Source organism: Gemmatimonas groenlandica, assembly GCF_013004105.1.
In the GTDB taxonomy this organism is placed as follows: Bacteria; Gemmatimonadota; Gemmatimonadetes; order Gemmatimonadales; family Gemmatimonadaceae; genus Gemmatimonas; species Gemmatimonas groenlandica.
Map to the genome: position 1 here is coordinate 2,328,916 of NZ_CP053085.1, position 23,224 is coordinate 2,352,139.

The following is a 23,224-nucleotide window of genomic DNA, read 5'->3' on the forward strand; positions in this document are numbered from 1 at the left end:
ACTGGGACAATACGCGATGGTGCGGGGCGCGTCCATTAAGCAGGCAGTTAAGCGGGCGCCCGTAGAATGTCGGCGTAGCTCATGGCCGGCGGCCGTCCTTCCCGGTCATTCGGCAGTCCACTGGCGTCACACTGGAGTCACCTACTATGCCTGTCAATTTATCAGTGCCCATCCGTTTGCGCCCGAGTGCGCGCACGCTGCTCGCGATCGTGGCGGCGCACATTCTGGCCGCCTGTGCCCCCGACACGACGGCACCCGTCGCGGTGGTGCCGGTGGCCACCGTGGAAATCACCACGTCCAGGGCGGAACTGGTGGTCGGGGAATCCCACGACTTCGACGCGGTCCCCAAATCAGCCACCGGCGCCATCCTGCGTGACCGTGCGGTGGTCTGGCAGAGCGAGAATGAGGCGGTAGCAAGCATTTCCGCAGCCGGAGTGTTGCTGGCGAAGAGCGGCGGCGCCGTGGGCATTGTGGCCACGAGCGAAGGGCGCAGCACGCGGTTTGTGGTGAACGTGCTCGTTCCCAATCCTGTCCCGGTCCTGCAGGCCATCACCCCTGCGACGATCAACGCCGGCATCACCACCAACTTCACGGTGATCGTGCGCGGGGAAGGATTCACCGACGCATCGCGCGTGCGCTGGAACGATCTGGCGCGCCCCTCTGAATACGTGTCGCCAACGGAGCTTCGTATGACCGTCACTCCGAACGATGTGGCGGAAGTCGGCGCGCGCGCCGTCACGGTGGTCACGCCGGGCCCCGGTGGTGGCGCCAGCGCGGCGTTGATCTTTACGGTGGAGCAGCCGGCGCCGGTCATTACCACGGTCGCGCCGAGCCAGATCGTCGCCGGGTGGGGCATGCCGTTCACCGTGGTGCTCACGGGAACGGGCTTCACCGGCGCCACGCAGCTGTTCGTCGACGATCAACCGCGCGCCATCGAGCAGCGTACGGCCACGACCATCGCCTTCCGACTGGCGCCGACCGACGTGGCCGGCGCACGGCAGATCAGCATTCGCGTGGGCAATGCGGCGCCAGGCGGTGGCTCGGCGACCGCGGCCTTCGAGGTGCTCGCGGTGCCGGCGGCGTCGCTCTCCATCGAGCTCCCGTACGAGGTGGCGTGGACGTGGGCGGGCATTCGATTGCCGCTCAACGCGGTGGTGCGGAGCGCGACGAACCGTGAGCTGCCCGATCGTCTGGTAACGTGGGGTGTGCAGTCGCAGGCGGTGGCATCGGTCACACCTACGGGGCTGCAAGGCGTTGCCGTGTTCGGCAACAATCCAGGCGTCACGACCGTGAGCGCCAAAGTTGACGACATTACGACGTACGCGCAGGTCAAAGTCTATGCGACGCCGGCGTTCGACGTGATGTACAGCGGTGGCGTGTTGGGCAGTCGTCATATCCGCCGCTGGGACATCGCGACGAACAACCTGCCGCGTCGCCTCAACCTCGGTATGGAGGCCATGTACCCCGCACCCGCACCAGACGGAGCACACTTTGCCTTCATCGGACTGCCCGGTACGTCGGCGCAGACCGATCTGTACGTGGCGCGTGCCGACGGAAGCGATGTCCGTCAGCTCACGAGCGATAATGCCAGCGATGTGTACCCGGCGTGGTCACCCGACGGCTCGCGCATCGCGTGGGTGAGCTCGCGCTCATCGGGGCTCAACATTTACACGGCGCGCCCCGACGGGAGCGACGTGCAGCAGCTTACGTTCGCTCGATTCGACGATCCGCTCCCGGGCTCCGGTCAGGTCGCCACACGTCCTTCGTGGTCACCTGATGGTCGACACATTGTGTACACCGTGGGCGTCAACAACCGCTCACAGCTGTGGGTCATGAACGCGCAGGGTCACGACAAGCGCCGGCTGACGGCACCCGCCAACGCCGACGATTACGAGCCGACGTGGTCGGCTGACGGCCGCACCATCGCCTTTCGGCGTGTGTCGCGCACGTTCCCCCAGACGTCGCTCATGCGCGTTGACGCCGAGACGGGCGCCGAGATCAACAATCTCTGGCTCGGCCAGATACCCTTTGCCGGCACACCCTCGTTCTCACCGGACGGCAACTGGCTCATCATGTCGAGCGACGTAGCCTCCGATGCGCCAGCGCTGTACGGTATGCCTGCCAAGGAGATGGCGCAGGGTGCGCGTCCGCTGTGGCCGCTGACGCTCACTGGTGGCGTGCGCGACGCGGTGTGGATCAAGCGGTAGCAGTGACGCTTGGCGTGGCACTTGGCGAGTGACGCGATATCATTGTTGAGGCTTGGGCAAGCAGCAGGAAAGGCGGCGGTGATGGTCGATACCGAACCCACGCGACCCACTGTAACGAGGCACACCCCATCCATGATGCAAACGGACTACGTGGTCGTCGGTGCGGGAGCTGCCGGTATGGCCATCACCGATGCGTTGCTCACCCATACCGACGCCACCGTCACGATGGTGGACCGCCGTCACGCGCCCGGCGGACACTGGATCGATACCTACCCGTACGTGCGACTGCACCAGCCCTCGGCATTTTATGGAGTGGATTCCACAGCACTCGGGCAGAACACGATTGACACGACTGGCTTGAATGCCGGGTTCTACGAGCGCGCCAGCGCGGACGAGATCCGCTCGTACTATGGGCAGGTCATGCAGCACCGCTTTCTCGCCAGTGGACGCGTACGGTATTTCCCCAACTGCGAGTACCTGAACGACCAACGCGTTGGTTCACGAGTGAGTGGGGCAATCTGGGAGTTACGCGCCGCGCGCAAAGTCATCGATACGACATACCTGGAGGGCGACATCCCCGCCACGAGTCCGCCGCCGTTTGAGGTCGCAGACGGCGTGCGGTGTGTCCCGGCGGGTGCCATCACGCATCTTCAGGAGAGACCGGAAACGTTTGTGGTCATCGGCGGCGGAAAGACGGCCCTTGACGCGTGTGTCTGGTTGCTTGAACAGGGCGTTGCGCCAGAAGCCATTCGGTGGGTCAAGCCGCGAGAGAGCTGGTGGATAAACCGCAAGTATGTGCAGCCGGCCACACTCCTGCCCGATCTCTATCGCGGCCATGCGCTCCACTTGGAAGCCACGGCGCAGGCTACGTCAGTTCGCGACCTGTTTGCCCGGCTGGAGGCAAAGCGCTTCATGCTGCGCGTCGACACTGAGGTAGAGCCGAGCATGTATCGCGGCGCATTCATCAGTGAGACCGAACTCGATCTGGTCCGTACGATCAAGAACGTCGTACGACTCGGTCACGTGCGGCGGATCGATCAGCACACCATCACGCTCGATCAGGGTCAGGTACCAACCAGTGCGCGCAGCCTGCACATTCACTGTGCGGCGCGTGCCCTTCCGCGGCCCGAATTACGGCCAATGTTTGAACCGGACCGAATCACCGTCCAGCCGTTCATGCGAGGACTCGCCTGCTTCCAGTTTGCGATGGTGGGAGTCGCCGAGGCGTTGTTGAACACGGACGACGAAAAGAACCGCGTGTTACCTCCGATCAACTACTGGGACTCGACCAGAGATTCCCTCACCAGCCTGCTGGCTGGAGTCGCCCACGCAAAGGCTCGTGCCGACTACCCGGCGCTCGCCGCGTGGGCGAATACGTCGCGTCTCAATCCGATGGGAGATCTCGGGCCGTATCGTGATCACCCCGACGTGCTGGAGGCGCGAGCACTGATCCAACATCATAGTGCTGCGGCCTACGGCAACATGTCGCGACTGATTGCGATGTGATTGCGGGCGGCGGCGCCTCGACGCCGAGCGCCGCTCAGCGGCCGTACTCCCACCCTCAGCGCCGCAGCGACTCCGCGGGTAAAAGCGCCTGCATCCGCGCGCGTGCGTCACGTACGCTCGGCTGTAAGTCGGCATCCGCCCGCTCGTAGCGCGTCGCGTAGTCGCGATACGCGGCCGCCGCGTTGCGCGCGTCTCCCCGTGCTTCGTAAATGCGCGCCAGCGCCAGCATAGTCCGCGCTGGCACCGTGAGGTCGGGCCCGACTCGCGGTCGCATGCCATAGGGGGTGCGGCGGTAGGCGTCGTACTGCGCCAACGCGGAGTCGGCAACGCCCTGCTCGGCAAACACCCGCAGCAGCTCCAGTGACAGGCACTCCACGCAATTAGTGGCCGGCCCATCCGCCTCTTGATCCGCGCGGCGTGCCGATGCCACCGCTTGCGCCCATCGTCCCTCGGCCATCGCCAGCTCCGTGACGATCGCCATCCGGGAATCGGCGTAGCGCTTTCGCGCGGTCGAATCGCTCACGCTCCGGTCGAAATCGGCCAGCGCCTCCTTCATGCGCGACGCCATGCCGAGCTTGGCGTACACGCGCGCCGCAGCTAGGCTCGCGGCTACCCGCGATGTCGGTGGCGCACCGGCCCGTGCCGCCTCGAAGTCACGCAACGCCTCCGATACGGGCGCACCGGCGTCGATCGTGCTCTCCAACGACATATACGATGCGGTGAACGCATCAATCGGCACCCCCTGCGCCCGGTAGGTCGCCAGCGACACTCCGCGAAAACGATCCGCATCGCGCAAGCGACCTTCGGTCAGCGCCAGCATCATCTGTCGGTTGGCGGTCTGCACCGGGTCGCGCGCGTCACCCTCAACCACGGCGCTGTCCACCAGGCGACGATACAACGGCAGGTCGCCGCTGAGCTGCGCACGCGTTCTGGCCCAGGCGCTATTCAGGTTGTCCTTCGGGAATCGGCGGCGAACGATGGCCTCAATGGAATCGACGCCGCTCCAGTGTCCTTGCAAAAAGAGATTCGAACGCAACGCACTGAGTCGCAGCACCCCCGAATCACGCTGAACGACCAGTCGGCGCAGCACCTCGGCCCGGGCAAATTCGCGCCGGCTTTCGTAGCGCCCCGCGAGGTTGCCCAGCACGCTGCTGTCACCGAGCGCGAGGACGCGTTCGAACGCCTGAATGGCCTTAACGCGATCCGCGTGTGTGCCGGCGGCAAAGTACGACGCCGTCACCCGTTCGGCGTCGATCTCCGTGAGTCGGCCGCGGAGCTGGTACGCCTTGGAAAGCGCGGAATCGGCCGCACCAGGTGCCGCCGTCATGTTCGCCAGCAGCAGTCCCAGCCTCCGCCACCCTTCGGCAAAGAGCGTATCGATGGCCACGGCCTCGCGGAACAGTTCCGCCGCGCGCAGCGTGTTGCCTTCAACGTCTGCCGCTCGCACGCCAGCCGAGTATCGACGCAGCGCCTCGAGCGAACTGGTGGTGACCCGTTCGAGTGGCGGCGTGGCATTCACGACGCGTAGGGATTCACCAATGCGCGCGCGCAGCTTGCGAGAGAGTTCGTCCGCCATCTGAATCAGGCGGTCGGGGCTCTCGGCCGTTGCCCGATACGACGCCAGCTCTCGTCCCGAATCGGCCGTGACCAAGCGCACCGCCAGGATGTACGACGATCCAACGGCCGTCAGTTCGCCATCGACAATCGCCCGCACGCCCTCGCGCGTGGCGACATCGCGCATGAGGTCGAGCGCAAGCCGGCTGTCACGCGGACGCTGCATGCGCGTGAGTGCCTCGCCGATCTCCGTGGGCGTGAGCAGCGTGAGGGCACCAGACTGCACGAGGCCCGCCCGTACGGCATCGGAGGCCACGCGGCCAAGCAGCGTGTCAGCGCCACGCACCGAAAAGTCAGTCATGACGAGGCGCTCGTGATCGGCGAATGCGCCACTGGCTTGCAGCGAGCCCGCCGGTCCGACGCCCATCGCCCGAAGGCCCATGAATCCGGCTATCATAAGCGCAAACGCGCCAATCACGGCGATGCTGCCCTTCTCGACACGAGCCCAGGTGAGGTGCGGGCTCGCCGCCAACGCCGCCCGCGACAGGCGCGTCGGCGCGGTGTCGCTCGCTGAGGCGGAGGCGGAGGGGGAGGAGGCGTACGCGGTTGCGCTCGTAATCGTGGTTGCGTTGGCGCGCGCCACGCGCTGCACGAACCCGGTCACGAGAATGAGTGGGAGGCCGAGCGCCGTGATCAGCAGAGTCGCCGGAAACACCCACGTGGGGAGGCCGATACTCGACGTCGCGACTTTCGCGACCAGCCCCAGCACGACGACCGCGGCGCCCCACGTCACGATGGCACGCCACACACTGGTCACACTGCTCGTGGCCTGCGGAATCTCTCCGCTACGCACATCCGTCTGTTCGAGCGCCAGCACCATGTCGCGCGCCTCCTGCGGGCGCAGCGCGGGGTCCTTCGCCAGACACTGCATCACCAGCGAGGCCAAGGCGGGCGGAATGCCGGACCGGCGCTCCGAGATCGGTGGCACCGTCTCGGTGATTTGCGCGACCAACTGTCGCTGGAACGGGCGACCGGCAAACGGCGCCGTGCCGGACAGCATCTCGTATGCGACGCATCCGAGAGCGTAGAGGTCCGAGCGCTGATCGATCGCATCGCTACCGGCCGCCTGTTCCGGCGACATGTACGCCGGGGTACCGATGGCTATGCCGATCTGCGTGAGGGCGTCACCATGCGTCTCGGCGCGCGCCGAGCTCACGGCCTTGGCGATGCCGAAGTCGGCCACGGTGGCGGCGTCACCGGTGAGCAGAATGTTGTCGGGCTTGATATCGCGATGGATGATCCCGCGCTCGTGCGCGTAGGCGAGCGCCTTGGCCACGTCGCGCAACACGCTCACCACGTCGGCGATGGGCAGTTCGGGTACGCGGTCGATACGGGCCCGCAGCGATTCGCCCTCGATGTACGGCATGCTGAACCACGGGAGCCCGTGCAGTGACCCGACGTTGAGCACGGGCACGATATGCGGGTGCTGCAGCCGCGCCAACAACAACGTCTCGCGGTTGAATCGTTCCAGATGTACAACGCCCGCCAGTTCGCTCGGCAGTACTTTCAGCACGACCTGGCGACGCAGCGCGAGATCGTCAGCAAGAAAGACGCGGGACATCCCGCCGCCACCAAGCTCGCGGTCCAGCCGGTACCCGGTACCGAGTGCGACCTGGAGGTCGTCAAAGGTGCTCATGCCGCTGAATCTGACGGGACGGACGGACGAAGGGAACGGGGGAGCCCCTTGCCACGTCGCCGGTACGCCACGACGGCATCGATGACCGCGATGGACCTTCGATGCATCCGTGAAAGACACTTCGGGACGGGCACCTCGGACATCGCGTTAATCTGTTGCAGTTAACGACACACGGTCGATAGCCCGGCGCGCGCGTCGCGCGCTCGCTCATCGCTCGTTCACGTCCACACGCACGCATCATGCATCAAGCATTAGTCGAACAGTTGGAAGCCGCGCTACGTCAAGCGCAACTCGACGGCGATGTCGACGCGCTCGATCGCCTCATCGACGAGGCGTTGCTCTTTGTCGGACCCGATGGCGCGCTGGCTTCGAAAGCAGACGATCTAGCGCTCCATCGGAGCGGCGCCGTGCGCTTTACGTCGCACGAGCCGCTCGATCTTCAATGGCGCCTCGTGGCGCCCGATGTCGTCGTGGTAGCGCTCCACGCGCGCCTTGCCGTTCTCGTCAACGGACAGCCATTCGCCGGAGAGTATCGCTACACCCGTGTCTGGGCGTGTCACGACGAGCAATGGCGCGTGGTCGCGGGCCACGTCAGCGCGGCATGACCTCCCTTCCCTTCACACCCACCCGCCATGACTGAGATGCAACCGATAGTTCCCGCCGGTACCGGCGCACATCCCATCATGCTCGTCGTCATCGCCGCCAACGCGCTGCGCGAATCGGCCGCGTTCTATGCGGAGCTGTTCGGCTGGACGCTCATGCCGTTGTCGGCCGAACTCATGGCGGGCAGCACGCCCGGCGGCCCCACCGTCGCGCTGCGGGCGAACGTCCCCGAGGGAGCGCCGGCCTCGGTGCCGTTTCTCAGCGTCAAGGATGTCGAGGCGACGCTGGCCCGAATCGTCGACACCGGTGGAAGCATCGAGCGCGCCCCGTGGAGCATGCCGATGATGGGTACCATGGCGCGCTTCAGGGATCCGTCCGGCACCGTCTATGGGCTCACCAGCGCCATCGCGCCGGCGCCGGTGGCGTCGATGCCGATGCCCACCGGCACCAACCCCAAGCCGCCCGCCGGCGCCATCTGCAGCATGGAAATGTTCGCCACCGACAACGCCGTCACCCCCGAATTCTTCCGCACCCTCTTCGGCTGGGGCACGGCCAACACCATGCCACGATTCGTCGGATTCGATCCGGGGGCCGGGATTCAAGGCGTGTTCCAGACGCACACCCCCGCCACCACAGCCGTGAGCTACATCTTCACCCCCGACGTCGCCGCTATGCTCACGCGCGTCGATGCCGCCGGCGGCAAGCGCATGGGCGACGCGATGGGTGTGCCGGGCTTCGCCACCTTCGGGTACTTCACCGATCCGTCGGGCACGGTCATGGGATTGATCGGCTGAGCGTGCTGGAGGCGAGCGGTACCGACGCCGCCTCGTTCCCCATAATGTCAACGCATGGCTGACGACACATTCCAGTTCGAGGCGCTCACCGGTGCCGTGCTGCACGACAAGTATCGTGTCGGACGTCGCCTCGGTGAGGGGGGTATGGGCGCAGTGTATCTCGCCGAACATCTGGGGATCGGCCGCGCCGTCGCCCTCAAGGTGGTGCGTCCGGATCTGCTGGCCGATCCCTCGGCCGCCGAGCGATTCGTCCGCGAAGCGCGGGCGGCCGGTGGAATTCAGCATCGCCACGTCGTCAATGTCACTGACTTCGGCGTGGATCGGGTGGCTGGCCACGACGTGGCGTATCTCGTGATGGAGCAGCTGCACGGCGAGACGCTCGAGGCCGTGCTCGAGGCGCAGCCTCGCCTGCCGCTGCCGCTGGTTGTCGACATCGTTGCGCAGGTATCGGCCGCACTCGCCGCGGCTCACGCACGGGGCGTCGTCCATCGCGATCTCAAGCCCGCCAACATCTGGCTCACGCCCGACGTACGGGGCGGCTTTCACGTGACGTTGCTCGACTTCGGTATCGCGAAGCTGCGCGATGATACGTTCGCACGGCGTGACGCCGCACCGCTGATATCGGTGCGAACCCACCAGACCGACAGCACAGCGACTCAGGTCGGCGAGTCGATCGGGACGCCCGCGTACATGTCGCCGGAACAGTGCGTGGGCGACGACGTCGATCGGCGCAGCGATCTCTATAGCCTCGGCGTCGTGGTCTATCAGATGCTCGCCGGCACCCTGCCCTTTCGCGGCGACACCCGCGCCTTGCTGCGTCAGCATTTCGTCGCGGAGATCCCACCGTTCCCCGCGGAAGCGGGTGTGCCCGAAGCGGTGGAGGCGGTGATACGGCGTGCGCTCGCCAAGGAGCCTGCCGCCCGCTTCGCGACAGCGCCCGCCTTCGCGGCGGCGCTGCGCGCGCACGCCTCGGGCTTCGGCGAGAGTATGCGGCGCGCGCTGGTCATGTTCGCCGAGCGTCTCCCGGAATTGTCCATCCTCGGCGGCTTCTTCGCGCTGCCTGGGCTACTGGCGACGATCATCGGCGTGCTCGGCTCGCAGCTGCCCGGCTTGGCGCAACCGATGGTCTGGGTGGTCGTGCTGATGGCGGCGATGCTGCTCGTAACGCCGGTCGCGATGGCGGGCATCGCCGCGATCTTCGGTGATCTGCGCGAACGGCCGTTCGTCCGCATCGACTGGCGCCGCGTCGCGCGCGCGGTGATCGGCGCGAGTGACGACAGGTCCCGCGGCGATACGGCGCTGTATGTGGCCTGGGTGCAGACCGCCCTCCGCCGCTATCTCGCGACCAGTCGCGCGACGAACGGCAACGGCATGAAGAACATGCTCACCTTCGTCGACGTGTTCCGTCATGGCGGCGCGCCGAGCCCTCCCGAGCGGCTGGAGGCGATGGCACTCGTGCTTCCCACGCGCGCGTTCGCGACCATGGCCTTCGCGCAGATCGGTGCCATGCTGTTGCTTCCGGCCGGTGCGATGTTGGCCGCGCTCGGCTTGACCTCCGCGCTGTCGATTCCGCCGTCGCGCGCGATGCCGCTGCTGGCACTGGCGGGCGGCCTCGCGTTTACGGCGGTGTTGTTTCTGCAGGTGTTCATCGCACTCGTAGACGTCATGCTGTACGATCTCGCGTACGACATGACAGAGGGCTAGGCTGAGGTACGCGTGCACGCACACGTGTAAGACCGTGCCTCCTCACGCACACCGACGTTTCCACCACTATGCGCCGCATCGCTCTCGCTCTCGTCAGTCTATCCTTGCTGTCTGGTTGCCACGGCCAGATCGCGCGACCGGCCAACGCGCCACGCAAGGCGGTGTTCATTCTGCTGGATGGCATCCCTGCCGACGTGATCGAGCGCGTGGCCACGCCAAACATCGACGCCATTGCGGCGGCTGGTGGCTATGCACGCGCGTACGTGGGCGGTACGCTGGGCACACCAACCGAGACGCCCACGATTTCAGCGCCGGGTTACATGAGTTTGCTCACCGCCACGTGGGCGAACAAGCACAACGTGCGGGGCAACAGCAACCAGTCCCCCAACTACGCCTACTGGAACATCTTCCGCATTGTCGAATCGGCCGACTCGACGCGCCACACGGCCGTCTTCTCCACGTGGCTCGACAATCGGACGGTACTCATCGGGGCAGGACGCGCGGGCGCGGGCAACTTCAAGCTCGATCACGCGGCGGATGGATTCGAGCTCGACACGGTCGCGTTCCCGCATGACAAAGCGTCACGCTATATCCTCGCCATCGATGACCGCGTATCGCGCGACGCGGCGGCGTACATCGCGACGCGTGGTCCCGACTTGAGCTGGGTGTACTTGCAGCACACCGACGACGTCGCCCACGCGAACGGTGACAGTGAAGCCTCGGATGCCGCGGTGCGGCAGGCCGACGAGTTCGTGGGGCGCGTCTGGGCGGCAGTGAAGCAGCGCGAGTCCATCGGTGAGCGCTGGATGATCGTGGTCACCACCGATCACGGCCGCGATGCCGTGAGCGGCAAGGGACACGGTGGCAAGTCGACGCGGGAGCGAACGACGTGGATCGCCACCAATCAGCCCGCGCTCGATGCGCGCTTCACCAGCGGTGCCGCCGCGATCGTGGATATCACACCATCCCTCCTGCACCACCTGCGCATTCCCATTCGGGCAGCGGTGGCGAAGGAGATGGAGGGCGTCTCGTTCCTACGTTAGCGAGAGCGCATGCGCGACGAACTGATCGATGGCGATCTCGGTGCCCTGGTAGAACCCTGACGCCATGTTGTTCTTGAGGTCCGCTTCATTCCGATGCAGCGCGGTAAAGACATAGCGCGTGCCCGTGCCCACGCTTTCCATCGTCATCATGGCGGTGATGGGAATGTCGTCAAAGACGGCCGGGCGATAGTCCGGAAATAGCATCGACGTCCAGACGAGCCGCTGCATGGGCACGACGTCGAGGATGCAGCCGAGATTGGGTACTTCCTGACCTTCTCCGACGACGATGTCGATGCGGATGATGCCGCCCGGCCGCAGCTCCAGTTCGGCATTAGACACACGCCCCCACGCCTTGGGCATGTACCACTCCTTGAGATGCTCCGGCTTCGTGAGCGCTTCCCAAGCGAGTCGGACGGGCGCATCGATGAAACGCTCGATGGCGAAATCGAGTGTCGGGTTCAAGACGAATGGCTGGCTCATGATTGCGATTCCCTCTCCTTGAGATGTTTGACGTGCGCATCGAACCGGTCGAGTCGCTCCTCCCATTCCCGGCGACGGGCGGTGAGCCAATTCTCGACGACGGTGAACCGTTCCGGCGCGATCTCATACGTCCGCACGCGCCCCTGTTTCGTCGACTTCACGAGTCGACTCTTCTCGAGTACTGCGAGGTGCTGCACGAACGACGGCAGCTGCATGTCGAACCGTGCCGCCAGATCGCTGACGGTCGCTGGGCCGACGGATAGGCGCTCCAGCACTTCGCGCCGTGTCGGGTTGGACAAGGCGTGAAATACTGCGTCAGTGGCGGCGGTCTGCACCATGTCCGATCCCATCCTTGTGCTCGGGTGATTCGATCTGCTGCACCGAGTCTACCATCGTTCAATACTTTTGTAAATACCTAAGTATTGATTTTCACACAAAACCGCGCGGACGGGCGATCTGTAGATCACGCCCTGCCGCGCGTTCGCGTCCCTCTTCCCTCGGCCTTACGGCTTGGGCAGCGTGGCCCGGTAGGCGGTGATCGCGTTGATCGCCGTGGTCACGCGCAAGTCCGCCACCTTGCGACCGAGGTCCTGCAGCCACTTCAGCGACTCGAACTTGATGCCATTGATTTCCGCCTGCCCGGCCTTCACGCGCTGCGCGAAGCGGATCGACTGCGGATCAGCCAGCGCCATCGTCGCGTCGATGCCGAGCTCCTCGTGCAATCCGCTGGTGCCGGTGCTCGCACCGATCTTGATGCCTTCAGGGATTTTGAGGTCGTTCTGGATGTACGGCTGCACCACACTGGTGTGGTTGTAGAACTCGGGGATGTGCTTGAACGACACCTTGTCCGGACTGTCGGCATACACCTTGGTGAGTGAATCGGCGGCGCTCTGCATGCCGCGTCCGTTTCCGCCGCTGTCACCCATGTAGTAGATCTCTTTGAAGCCCATGCTGCGCAGGTAGTTCCCCATGTCGAACAGCAGCGCGGCGTACGTGGCCTGCGACAGCATCGGGCCGGCGCGACCGGGCTGAATGTTGGCGCCGGCATTGCCCGGTTCGAGCGTGACGAGCGGCGCGACCAGCGTCTTGCCCATTTTCCGCGCCATCATCTCGCCCAGCAACTTGATGTTGATGTTGTGCTTGTTCATCTGGAGGTTGCCGTCGTTGTTCTCGACGCCTCCCGTCATGACCAGCACGGTCGTGTAGCCGTCCTTGATCATGTCGCGGAACTCGGGCTGGGTGAGTTCCTCGAGCCACACCGTGTTGATCCCGTCGATGGTCCGCGGCTTGTTCGCCGCCGCCTGTCGCTGAGCCGCTTGCGCCCCGCCACCGGCACCACCGGCACCGCCAGTGCCTCCCGTGGCCTGCGCCGATGCGCTCGCCGCCAGCAGTGGCATCGTCAACAGCACCATCAGTCGTGTTCGCATCTCATCTCCGGGGGCGGGGCCGCGTGCAGTTCAACGGTGGGTACTCACACGAACGTGTGGCCCGCGTGAGTCGTTGAACAGAGGCCGACGCTACTTCCCGGTAGACACCCAGTCCAGCACGCGTGAGAACAAATCCGCCTCACCGTCGATGCGCTCGTTCGGCTCGATGGGGCCGCGATACACCCGGCCATCGCGATCCTGCACGCGAAACGCCGACACCGAAAACTCGGCGCCGTCTTTCAGCTTCTGCGGCACCAGACGCATGGGGGGAATGCCACAGGTCGGGGTGCCGAACACGCGCGTGTTGCTGCGCCCCATGAAGGCGATGGCCAGCAACTCGCCGACACCGGCAGTTCCGCCGTCCACCAACACGGCGATCCGCCGCTTCTGACTCGACAGCTTGAACTTGCCGAGGTCCATCTGCAGCTCGTCCCCGTTGGACTTGATGGACGATTCGTTGGCGTTGAATGGGACGACATTGTTGGCGTACTGCATCTTGAAGACGGTGCCATCGCCCATGATCGGCGCGAGCCCGATTACGGCGGCCGGCAGCGTGCCCATGAAGTACCCGCGCAGGTCGATGATCCAGTGCACGGCGCCGTTGTCGTCACCCGACTTGAGTTTGGTACGCACCGCCACCGCCGCCTCGCGCTCGGCGCGGATTCCACGGTTGGGCGTCGGCGTCGCTTTCAGATATCCAACATCGGCCGGCACTGCGGGCGCGGTGGTGTTGGTCCGCACACAACGCGGTTGATCAGGGCCAACGACCTGACCGGACGCCGAACGGTAGACGGCCCACGGATCGCGGATCTCGACGAGGGCCGCGCGAATGCCTGGTTGAGCGTCCGTGATCGACTGCGCGCCGGCCGCGGCCGCCAGCGCCTTGGATTCGACCTGACCCCAATCCACCTCGTCGCTGCCGACCCGGAACTCGCGCAGCTTGTTGACGAACTGGCGCAGGTACGCTTTCACGTCCGACGCGATCGGCTGGTCCTGCGCCGCGATGGCGCGCGGCACCGCGCTTGTCGCGAGCGCGAGCACGCCGGCAAAGAGCAACGCACGCATGGTCATAGGAGTTCGCATAGGTGTTCGCATAGGAGTTCGCATTGGGGTGTGTACATCACAGCGAATAGAAGCGCGCCGCGGTGCTCTTCTCAAGCCTGGACATGTCCTTCAAGGGACCGCATGTTAGCGAATTGGGCCGAGCCGTTTCAGCGCCGATGCTGACTGCAATCGCCCCACCTCTCAATTTCTGGAGTGTCCATGCGCCGCATACTCGCGTCACTCGCCGTCGCCGTGCTCGCCGGATGCTCCGAACACTCCATTGCGTCGAGTGACGCCAACGCACCCGAGCTCGAGGGGCCGCGCCTCGTGAAGAACGGCGCGCTCGACGGCGTCGCCCATCCGCAAGTCGGCCTGATGGTCGCGAAGGACGCCGACGGCACTCCGATGTGGCGCTGCAGTGGGACGCTGATTTCGCCAACCGTGTACCTGACCGCCGGACACTGCACCTCAGGTGCGACCACTGTCGAAGTCTGGTTCACGGCCGATCTTGAAGCGGGCTTTCCCGGTAACGGCTATCCGTCCACGGGTGAAGTCGCGGGTACGCCCTACACCCACCCGCAGTACAATGAGGCGGCGTTCTTCGTGATGGACGTGGGCGTCGTGGTGCTCAATGCCCCTGTCGTCGCAGCGGCCTACGGCACGCTACCAGACGAGAATGCGCTCGAGGCACTGGCGCGCGTCCGCGGCCGGCAGGACCAGACGTTCACGGCGGTTGGTTATGGCTTGCAGCAGGCAAACCCCGTGTTCGTCGTGGCCGAACGGATTCGCATGAGCGCGTCTCCGCGTTTGGTGCAGATCAACTCCGGTCTCACCGGCGCGCACTCGCTCCTCCTGTCAAACAATACCGCGACCGGTGGCACCTGTTTCGGCGACTCAGGCGGACCGAACTTCGTCGGCACCTCCCTCGTGATAGGAGGGGTGACGTCGTTCGCCCTGAACGGCAATTGCGCCGGCACCGGCGGCGTATTCCGCCTCGACCGGAAGGTCGCCCGCGACTGGGTTCTGAGCATGATGTAAGCGGCACCGTAACCTCAGTCCGAAACGCGTTACGGCTTCTTCGCGAACGTGGCCTCCATCAGCACCCAGAGGTTCGGATCCAGGCGTACGCTATCTGGGGCCGTGGGGGTGCTGATGGTGAAGCTGTTGGATTTGGCCGTTACCCGCACCCGCTCCATCGCGGGTACCGGCTGACCTTTGGAATACACGCCGATCTCGATCGGCATCGTGAACAGGCTGCCGTCGTTCTGCACCTGATCCAGCGCAATGCGTACTTGGCGGGCAGCGGCATCGTACGTCCAGCTGCCCGCGACCTTGAGCGCGCCGGGCTTGTAGAGCCACTGCTCGAAAAACCATCCGAGCTCCTGCCCCGACGCTTCCTCCATCGCACGGCGGAAGTCGGCGGTGGTGGCGTTCCCATTGAAATGCCGCGCGTAGTACGCGCGAATGCCCCGCTGGAACGCGACCTCGCCGATCACGCCGCGCAGCATGTGCAACGTCCAGCTCCCCTTCTGATAGGTGTGGGAACTGGTGACATCTTCCATGCGGCTCAAATTCTTGTGGATGATGGTGTACGCGGGATTCTTTGCTTCGAAGGTCATGACCGTAGTGCGGCTGGACTGCAGCCCGCGCACAAATTCATCGCGGCCATAGGCGTGCTCGATGTACAGCAGCGTGAAGTACGTCGCGAAGCCCTAACTGAGCCACACATCATCCCAGTCCGCCTCGGTGACGGCGTTGCCGAACCACTGATGGGCGATCTCGTGAATCACCACATTGCGCCAGCGCACACTGCCAGTGCCGGTCACCGAACCCTCGCTGTAGAGGATGGCGGATGCCGCCTCCATGCCGCCGCTCACGCTGTTGGACTGAATGTTGGCCAACCGCTCGTAGGCAAAGGGCCCCACGTAATCGCTGTAGTACGCCAGCACGTCTTTCGTCGGTGTCGCAAAGTCGGCAAACCCGGCGTCGCGATCCTGCGCATATACCCACGTCTCGATCGCCTTGCCATCGAACTTCCCCACGTGTTGCACGGCAAAGCGCGCCGCGCCCAGCACGTACAACCACGGCGCGATCGGCACCGAGTTCTTCCAGTGCGTGCGGCGACGTCCGCCGGGTACGTCGCTGATCTCCACCTGCAGGCCGTTGGACACGACCTGATAGTGACTGGGCGCCGTCACGATGAACTCACTGGTGGCCTTGTCGTACGGATGGTCGATTATCGGCAACCAATGGCGGCCCTTGTCGGGCCAGTTGTCGCTGAAGAACGTACGATCGCCGTACTTGTTCTTACCGATCTTGAGTCCCGTCGCGGGTGTCCCCTGATAGCGTACGACCAACCGCGCGCGCTGATTCACAACCGGCGCCGACGCCAGCGGCACCATCAACACATCGTCGGCGTGTGTGTACGGTATCGCGGCGCCGTTCATCGTCACACCTGACACGCGCATCCCCTTGCCGCCCTGCGCCGCACTGGCGCTGATGAGATCGAGTCGTACGGCACGCACACCCGGCCCCACGAAGCGGACATCGAGCGCCATCTCCCCGACGATCAGGTCCGTCGTATCCGACAGCTCGATCGTGAACGCGTAATTGAGCGCATCGACATTGGGATTCTTGGGGTACGTGTCCGTTCTCGTCGGTGGCGACAGGAACGCGCCCACGACGGTTAGCGCGGCGGCGACGTGATATCTCATTTGCATCTCATTTGCGGAATTGGATCACGCCGGCCTCGCCGATCGTGCGTTGCACATCCGTGATACGCGACGGCACGAATCCGCTCAGATTCTCCACGCCGTCGGCCGTCACCAGGGCCACGTCTTCGATGCGGATGTAGAGCTGCTCCTCGGGAATCCAGATCATCGGATCGATCGTGAATACCATCCCCGCTCTCAGTGGCACGCCGCGCACACGCCCGACGTCATGCACCGCCATGCCGACCGGATGCTGGAAGTGACCGCGGAACACCACCCCTTGCTCAACTGCTTTGCGATGCGCCGGCGACGCAAACGTTTTCCCCACCAGATACTGCGTCATGTCGGCGGCCGCACGGTCGAGCACTGCATCGGCGGTGACGCCCGGCTTGATGTACCGGAACAGCGCGTCACGATACGCCACGATGTACTCGTACAGCGCCGCTTGTGGTGCGGTGTACTTCCCGTTTACCGGCCGGATGCGCGTCACGTCGCTCGTGTAGTAGCGGTAGTCGGGTGCGTAGTCCATCAGCACCAAGTCGCCGTCGCGCAGCGCGTCGGACTTACGGAAATAATGACCCAGAAAGGCGTTAATGCCGCCGCCGATGATCGAGGCGTAGCCGTCGCCGCGTGCACCACCCGCATGGAACACATACTTGGCAGCGGCATCGAGCTGGTACTCGTACACGCCAGGGCTCGTGGAACGCATCGCTTCCATGATGCCGAGTCCTGCCAGTTGTGTGGCCTGGCGAATGAGCGCGATCTCGGCGGCGCTCTTGATCACACGCAGACTATCGATCGTTGGTGACAGATCGCGCACGGCGAACTGCGGGAAGCGCTCGTGAACGAGTCGCACGAAATGCGCCTCGCGCGACGGTCGCCCGTCCCACGGATCACTGGCGGCGCGCGCCTGACCGGCCAGCAATTCATCACGACTGTCGTTGCCGGTCTCCATGGGGCTGAGCGGCGTGTACAGCGCCAGCGCCGGTGGGCGTATCAGGTCGGCGCTCACGAGGTCGAGCGAAAGACTCTCCAGGCCCTTCACCTGATTGACACCGGTGAGTCTGGCAACGAGAGCCGAATCCTCCGCCGAGAGAACCTTCCCCTCCGAGCGTTCCCTTCCTTCGTCGCGATGCGGGAGATACAGCGTGGCGGTGCGCGTGCGCCCGTTGAGCAACAGGTACGCATGCGCCGATTCGAGGCCACACAGATAGTAGAAATCGTTCGACTGACGGAACACGCTGAAGCCGGGCACCCCGCTCGCCCCTTGTACGACGGCGATCCCCTGCGCGCCGATCGCGTCGTAGATCCGGGCGCGTCGGGCGGCGAACTCCTCGACGGTGAAGTCAGTCTGGTAGGCGTATTTCTCCTGGGCGCGGCTCTGCGATGGAACAGCGACCAGGAGGCACGCGATCAGATACCACGGACGCGTAGAACGCATATGGCGGCGGGTAGGGGTTTGCGACTGGACGACTACTTCACCGGCAGCACTTCCTCGCCTTTCGAGGCTTCAGCCCCAGCCGTCGGCGCCACACTCGGCGTCGTTTCCGGCGTCATCGCGCCGAGAAACGCCGGCAGCTCCACGCCGGCCACGGTGCGCAGCACGTCCATCATCGGCGGCATACTCTTCGCCATGTTCTGGATGAAGCCCGCCGTGCCGCTCGGTCCGCCGTTCGCGTTGCCGTTGCCACCCTCCCACACCACGACCTTGTCGAACTTGATGTTCGAGATGGCCTTCGCCGCCGACTCGGCGAGCAGTGGGATCTGGTCGACCATGAGCAACTGAAACGCCTCGCGCGCGCCACCAGCCTTCTCCACGAGCTGTCCCAGTGCCTCGGCGCGCTTGGAGAGCACCTCGTACTCACCTCGGGCCTGTGCATCGAGCTTTGCGAAGATCGCGGCGGCTTCGGCGGTGGCGTGAATGCGCTGCCGCTCGGCGTCGGCTTCCGCCTCGACGATGGTGCGCGCCTTTTCGGCCTTCGCAGGTGCTTCGACCTTGGCGCGCTGCTCGGCTTCCACGCGCTCCGCGTCCGCGAGCGCCGCACGCGTCTGCGCGCGGTTGCCAGCTTCGACCACCGCCGCCTCTGCTTCGCGCTTCTTCGTCTCCACCATCTGATAGGCTTCCGCCTGTCGTACCGAGAGCTGCGCCTGCGTAGCGACGATCAGTGCCTGCGACTCCGCTTCGCCCGCGATCGCGCGGGCGTCGGCATCGGCCACCGCGACACGCTTCTTCTGCTCGGCCTCCTTCACCATCGCATCGCGCTCGAAGATCGCGGTCTGCTCACCGATCTTCTGTTCCTTGTCGAACTGTGCGATACGCACCGCCTGAAGACGTTGCGCGTCCTTCACCTGTGTGTCACGCTCGAAGACGGCCATCTGCTCGCCCACCTGGCGTTCCTTGTCGAGCTCCGCGAGCCGCACCGCGCGTTCACGATCGGCAAGCGCGAGGCCGATCTCCCGGTCCTTCGACGCATTCGCCACGAGGACCAGCTTCTCGCGCTCGGCTTCGGCCACGCGCACTTCGCCCATGCGCTCCTGATCGGCCACGTCGCCGCGCGCTTGCTGGACCGCCGTCGCGGCGGCCTTGCGGCCGATAGCCTCGATGTAGCCGCTCTCGTCGCGCAAGTCGTGAATGTTCACGTTGATGAGCACGAGACCGATCTTGCGCAGCTCCGGCTCGAGCGAGAGCTGGATCTTGTGCAGAAATCCATCACGATCGCGGTTGATCTGGTCGATCGTCATCGACGCGATCACCTGACGCAGCTGTCCGAAGATGATATCCTGCGCGTCCTTCATGATCGCGTCTTGCAGACGACCGAGCAGTCGCATCGCGGCGTTCTGCCGCACTTCAGACTCCGAGCCGATGGCGACCGTGAACACGCTGGGTACCGCGACGCGAATGTTCTCGAAGGAGAGCGCGTCCTTGAGCGGGATGTTGATCTGCATCGGCTCGAGCGACAGATACGCGAACTCTTGAATGACCGGCCACACGAACGCACCACCACCGGAGATGCATCGGGCGGCTTCGTTGCCCCCCACGCGGCCGGAAATCACGAGCACACGATTCGCCGGGCAGCGCTTGTAGCGCGACACGAACAGGATGACGAGGCTCACGAACAGGATGAGCGCGAAAGCCGCTCCCGCCAGCGCGATGCTAGTGCTGTTCAAGAGATCCACAGAGCCGACCTGCAGCAGCGGGTGCATGGCAACGACGTGCATTTACTGAACTCCGTCGACAGAAGAGAGAAGAAGCACTTCGAGAACGTCGTCGTCGCGGATTCCCACGACGACCACCGGAGCACCGGTGGGAAGTACGCTTCCCTCCAGTGTGACCGCCTGATACTCCACGGTACGCCCCTGCACGGCAAGCGTCACCTTACCCACTCCACCAAGTGACCCGGGCACCGGCACGTACACGGTGCCAACCTTGCCCATCGCGTTTCGAATGTCGAGCGTCGCATCGCGCTGAAGGCCGAGCATCGCACGCATGCTGACGGCGACCCCGAACATCCCCATGGCGCCGAGCAATATCGCCGTGATGATGGTGAGCGGCGTTGCGGCACCCAAGGAGCGCGCGCCGAGCCCACCGATACCGAAGAATGCGACGGCGGCAGTGAGTGCACGAACGCTGAAGAGCTGCAGGCCGCTGCTGGCCTCATGCGCGCCGTTGTGCAGCGGAGTGAGTGAACCGTCGTGCGTCGTCGCGTCGTGCTCGGCGCCGATGGAGCCGAATACGAGCTGCGCGAGCAGCAGTACGCCACCGACAAGCGCGCAGGTCAACAAGAAGGTGGTCACTGAATTCACTACGGAAGAATGGCGGAGGATGTTACACCACGGCTATCGTTCCCCGTCATGAGAATCACACACGCTCTCCATCTCGCGTCGGTGGCCGTCGGTATGCTACTGACGCGCCCGCTGCACGCGCAAGACGCGCGTACCGTCTTGCTTCGCTTCCGGAAGGCCGGCGACACGGTGGCGATCCGTAACGCGCAGATCACCATCGATCACACCATCGACGCCGGTGTCACCGATTCGCTCGGCATCGTACGCGTCCCCGACCTCGAGGACGGCGGGCACATCGTCGAGGCCGTCGCGCGCGGCTATCAGGCCTTTTTCGACAAGTTCACGAGCGGCCCTGGGGTGGCGATGCCGATCGACCTCGAGATTCTCGCGGTCGTGGCGGCACCCAAACCCAAGGGCGTGACGACCGCGCTTACGCTCGCGGGATTCGACGCGCGTCGGGTGAAGGCGCAGGGCAAGTTCTTCACCCTCGCGCAGCTCAAGGCGGCCGACGGACGTCCGCTCGCCAATCTCCTCAAGGTGAACGCCGCCGCGCTCATCGGCGCGGGACCGAACGGCGAATCGTTTCTCGCCGCGCGCGGCAACGCGACTTGCTACACCGCAGTCGTTCGTGACGGTCTGCTCGTGTACCCGTTCGAGAACGCCGCGCCGCCAGACCTCGACAAGATCTTCACCGACGACCTGACGGCCGTGGAGCTGTACGCGACCACGCCCGCTGATCTCAAGAACGCCGGCAGCTGCGGCGCCCTCGTACTCTGGCGCCGCTAGCCCCAGCTTTTGGCTTACTTCGACGCCGCCGCGAGGCGCCGGATCTCACCGGCCATCGTCTTCACCCGCGCGCCGTCCTTGGCGCCGGCGACGTCCTTGTCCACCTGCAACGCCAGCGCGTTGAGCGCCGTCGCGCGCGCCAGCCCTGACTTCATCTCCGCCGCATCGAGTGCCGCGTAAATCGCCGTCGTGCGCTCGGACGCGAGTCCGTTGCCGCGCACCAGCTGGTCGAGGTACGAGCGCACCACCACGAACGCCGCCGGCCACGTCATCTTGGGCTGGCTCTGCGGGTTGTAATCCGTGAACGTCACCAGCTTCGCGGCGGCGATCTCGTTCGCCGACAACTGCGCGCTCGGCGTGAGCTCGAGGATGTCCATGCCGCGATCAAGTTCGGACGAGAAGATGAGGCCGTTCCAGTAGTACGCGCCCCACGAACCGCCGATGGTATTGCTGCGCGGACGCGCGCCCGGCGCCGCGGCAGCCGCAGCGGCGGCGGGTACATCCACCGGCTGCGGCGGATCGATCGAACCACGATCGAAGTAGCCGATTTCGAACGCCTTGTCAGGATCGGTGAAGTCCATGATGTTCACGCCGCCCTGATACCAGCCCTGCACATACAGGTCGCGTCCCGGCACGGGGATGATGCCACCGTTGTGCGACACACAGTTCTCTTCGGCCGTCTGGGACGACGGCAGCTTGAAGTACGCGCGCTGCGCCTGCTTCTTCTTCGCGTCGAGCGAGATCACCGTGTTGCCACCGAGCTCGATCATGCTGGAGGCCTGACACATCGGGCCCGTGCCGCCGCCCCATTCGTCGGTCTGAATCAGCTTCTTGCCGTCGTTGCTGAACGCCGCGGTGTGCCGCCCCTGATAATTGTTCGTGTCGGCGAGTGCACTGATGCGGAACGGCTTCTCGGGGTTCGAAATGTCCACGAGAATGGAGTGCGTCGAGCAGGACGCCGCGAGCAGATTCAACGCCGGATACGCCGTCACGTCATGGCAATTGCGCGGTCCGGTGGGCATGGCCGGATCGGGCGCCGGGCGTGCCGGACGACCCGCTCCTGCGGCAGCACGACGTGCGTCCGCCGGTGCGCAGAACCGCATGCACTCACTCGCACCGTCCAAGCCGGTGAACACGCGCGCACCGGGAATCACCTTGGCCTGCTCGGGACGATCGAGCTGCACCTTGATGATGTCGAGCTGGAAGAGCGAGTTCGTGGGGTCAGCCGGATCCGTGCCGTTCTTGCAGCCGGCGAGCTCGGTCTCAGGCCGCGCCGCCTGCTGTCCCGACACGTAGATGTAAATCGTGCGAGGATCGGTCGGGCTGGGCACGATCGTGTGCGTGTGCGAGCCTTTGCAGGTCTGCACGTTCTTCACGAGCTTCGGTGCCTTCGGATTGGACACGTCGAAGATGCGCACGCCAGCCATGTGATCCTTCGGATCCTGCACGCCGCCGCTCCCGCAATCGTTGCGGTTGCCCGCGCCTTCTGCGGAGATGAACAGCAGGTTGCCGTAGATCGACGGGTCACCCTGCGAGGTGATGCACTGGACCACGGCCGTCATGGCCGGCTTGGCGGGGTCGGTGATGTCCCAGATCGAGAAGCCGGCGAAGTTGGCCTGGTAGACGTAGTGCGTGCCGAACGCGAGGTCGGAATTGACGAACGTCAGGCCGCGCACCGTGTCGAACTGGGCGGGCTTTGGCGTGAACGACAGCAGCTTCATGTTGCTCGCCGCGACGCCCGCGTCCAATCGACCCGGCTTGAGGTTATTCCGGGGATCTGACTTGCTCGGGTACGTCTGCGCCGACGCGAGCGTCGGCACGACGGCAGTCGCGAACAGCAGGATCAATCCACGCATGACGCGCATCGGTTCACACTCCGGTAGGTT

At 65.0% G+C, this 23,224-nt stretch carries 17 protein-coding genes and 1 pseudogene; 8 read left to right on the plus strand and 10 right to left on the minus strand.

The features are described from left to right. Positions 1–146 precede the first annotated feature (146 nt). Positions 147–2,207, plus strand: a complete 2,061-nt coding sequence (locus HKW67_RS09800; protein ID WP_171225215.1) for an Ig-like domain-containing protein — start codon at positions 147–149, stop codon at positions 2,205–2,207. Positions 2,208–2,339: 132 nt separating this feature from the next. Further along, positions 2,340–3,713 carry an NAD(P)-binding protein gene (locus tag HKW67_RS09805; RefSeq protein ID WP_171225216.1) on the plus strand — a complete coding sequence of 458 codons (1,374 nt, stop codon included), beginning with the start codon at positions 2,340–2,342 and terminating at the stop codon, positions 3,711–3,713. 55 nt (positions 3,714–3,768) lie between these two features. Here HKW67_RS09805 and HKW67_RS09810 read toward each other — a convergent pair whose 3' ends face one another. Next, on the minus strand, positions 3,769–6,963 hold the full coding sequence (locus HKW67_RS09810) for a serine/threonine-protein kinase (RefSeq protein WP_171225217.1): 3,195 nt from the start codon (positions 6,961–6,963) through the stop codon (positions 3,769–3,771). A gap of 239 nt (positions 6,964–7,202) precedes the next feature. On the opposite strand from HKW67_RS09810, the gene HKW67_RS09815 reads away from it, so the two are divergent. From HKW67_RS09815 to HKW67_RS09830, 4 genes are all read left to right on the plus strand, one after another. Beyond that, the gene (locus HKW67_RS09815) at positions 7,203–7,568 is read left to right on the plus strand and encodes a nuclear transport factor 2 family protein (protein WP_171225218.1); all 366 of its coding nucleotides are present in this window, start codon (positions 7,203–7,205) and stop codon (positions 7,566–7,568) included. Positions 7,569–7,595: 27 nt separating this feature from the next. Continuing rightward, entirely contained in the window at positions 7,596–8,360 is a 765-nt protein-coding gene (locus HKW67_RS09820; protein ID WP_171225219.1) for a VOC family protein, read from the plus strand. A 54-nt stretch (positions 8,361–8,414) separates the two neighbouring features. Then, on the plus strand, positions 8,415–10,064 hold the full coding sequence (locus HKW67_RS09825; RefSeq protein ID WP_171225220.1) for a serine/threonine-protein kinase: 1,650 nt from the start codon (positions 8,415–8,417) through the stop codon (positions 10,062–10,064). A 68-nt stretch (positions 10,065–10,132) separates the two neighbouring features. Continuing rightward, the gene (locus tag HKW67_RS09830) at positions 10,133–11,107 is read left to right on the plus strand and encodes an alkaline phosphatase family protein (RefSeq protein ID WP_171225221.1); all 975 of its coding nucleotides are present in this window, start codon (positions 10,133–10,135) and stop codon (positions 11,105–11,107) included. Here HKW67_RS09830 and HKW67_RS09835 read toward each other — a convergent pair. The 4 genes from HKW67_RS09835 to HKW67_RS09850 all read right to left on the minus strand — a co-directional run bounded on the left by HKW67_RS09835 (position 11,099) and on the right by HKW67_RS09850 (position 14,097). After that, the gene (locus tag HKW67_RS09835) at positions 11,099–11,587 is read right to left on the minus strand and encodes an SRPBCC domain-containing protein (protein ID WP_171225222.1); all 489 of its coding nucleotides are present in this window, start codon (positions 11,585–11,587) and stop codon (positions 11,099–11,101) included. The two genes, HKW67_RS09830 and HKW67_RS09835, sit on opposite strands and share 9 nt — an antisense overlap. Next, positions 11,584–11,937: an ArsR/SmtB family transcription factor gene (locus tag HKW67_RS09840; RefSeq protein WP_230981161.1), complete on the minus strand. Its 354-nt coding sequence runs from the start codon at positions 11,935–11,937 to the stop codon at positions 11,584–11,586. The genes HKW67_RS09835 and HKW67_RS09840 overlap by 4 nt, the downstream gene beginning before the upstream one ends. A gap of 153 nt (positions 11,938–12,090) precedes the next feature. Then, positions 12,091–13,014, minus strand: a complete 924-nt coding sequence (locus HKW67_RS09845) for a creatininase family protein (RefSeq protein WP_171225223.1) — start codon at positions 13,012–13,014, stop codon at positions 12,091–12,093. Between the two features lie 90 nt (positions 13,015–13,104). Next, entirely contained in the window at positions 13,105–14,097 is a 993-nt protein-coding gene (locus tag HKW67_RS09850; RefSeq protein ID WP_171225224.1) for a S41 family peptidase, read from the minus strand. Between the two features lie 180 nt (positions 14,098–14,277). Between HKW67_RS09850 and HKW67_RS09855 the strand changes: the two genes are divergently transcribed. Beyond that, complete coding sequence (locus HKW67_RS09855; RefSeq protein ID WP_206044669.1) at positions 14,278–15,096, plus strand: trypsin-like serine protease; 819 nt, start codon at positions 14,278–14,280, stop codon at positions 15,094–15,096. A 29-nt stretch (positions 15,097–15,125) separates the two neighbouring features. Here the strand turns inward: HKW67_RS09855 and HKW67_RS22425 are convergent. The 4 genes and pseudogenes from HKW67_RS22425 to HKW67_RS09880 all read right to left on the minus strand — a co-directional run bounded on the left by HKW67_RS22425 (position 15,126) and on the right by HKW67_RS09880 (position 20,564). Then, positions 15,126–16,778: pseudogene (locus HKW67_RS22425) on the minus strand (M1 family metallopeptidase). 1 nt (position 16,779) lies between these two features. Further along, a complete protein-coding gene (locus tag HKW67_RS09870; RefSeq protein WP_171225226.1) occupies positions 16,780–18,210 on the minus strand; it encodes an aminopeptidase P N-terminal domain-containing protein in 1,431 nt (476 codons plus the stop codon). A gap of 32 nt (positions 18,211–18,242) precedes the next feature. Further along, the gene (locus tag HKW67_RS09875; RefSeq protein WP_206044670.1) at positions 18,243–19,988 is read right to left on the minus strand and encodes a flotillin family protein; all 1,746 of its coding nucleotides are present in this window, start codon (positions 19,986–19,988) and stop codon (positions 18,243–18,245) included. Continuing rightward, entirely contained in the window at positions 19,989–20,564 is a 576-nt protein-coding gene (locus HKW67_RS09880; RefSeq protein ID WP_171225227.1) for a hypothetical protein, read from the minus strand. 57 nt (positions 20,565–20,621) lie between these two features. On the opposite strand from HKW67_RS09880, the gene HKW67_RS09885 reads away from it, so the two are divergent. Then, positions 20,622–21,338 carry a hypothetical protein gene (locus tag HKW67_RS09885; protein ID WP_171225228.1) on the plus strand — a complete coding sequence of 239 codons (717 nt, stop codon included), beginning with the start codon at positions 20,622–20,624 and terminating at the stop codon, positions 21,336–21,338. A 14-nt stretch (positions 21,339–21,352) separates the two neighbouring features. Here the strand turns inward: HKW67_RS09885 and HKW67_RS09890 are convergent, their stop codons facing one another. Next, the gene (locus HKW67_RS09890; RefSeq protein ID WP_171225229.1) at positions 21,353–23,203 is read right to left on the minus strand and encodes an LVIVD repeat-containing protein; all 1,851 of its coding nucleotides are present in this window, start codon (positions 23,201–23,203) and stop codon (positions 21,353–21,355) included. Positions 23,204–23,224: the final 21 nt, after the last annotated feature.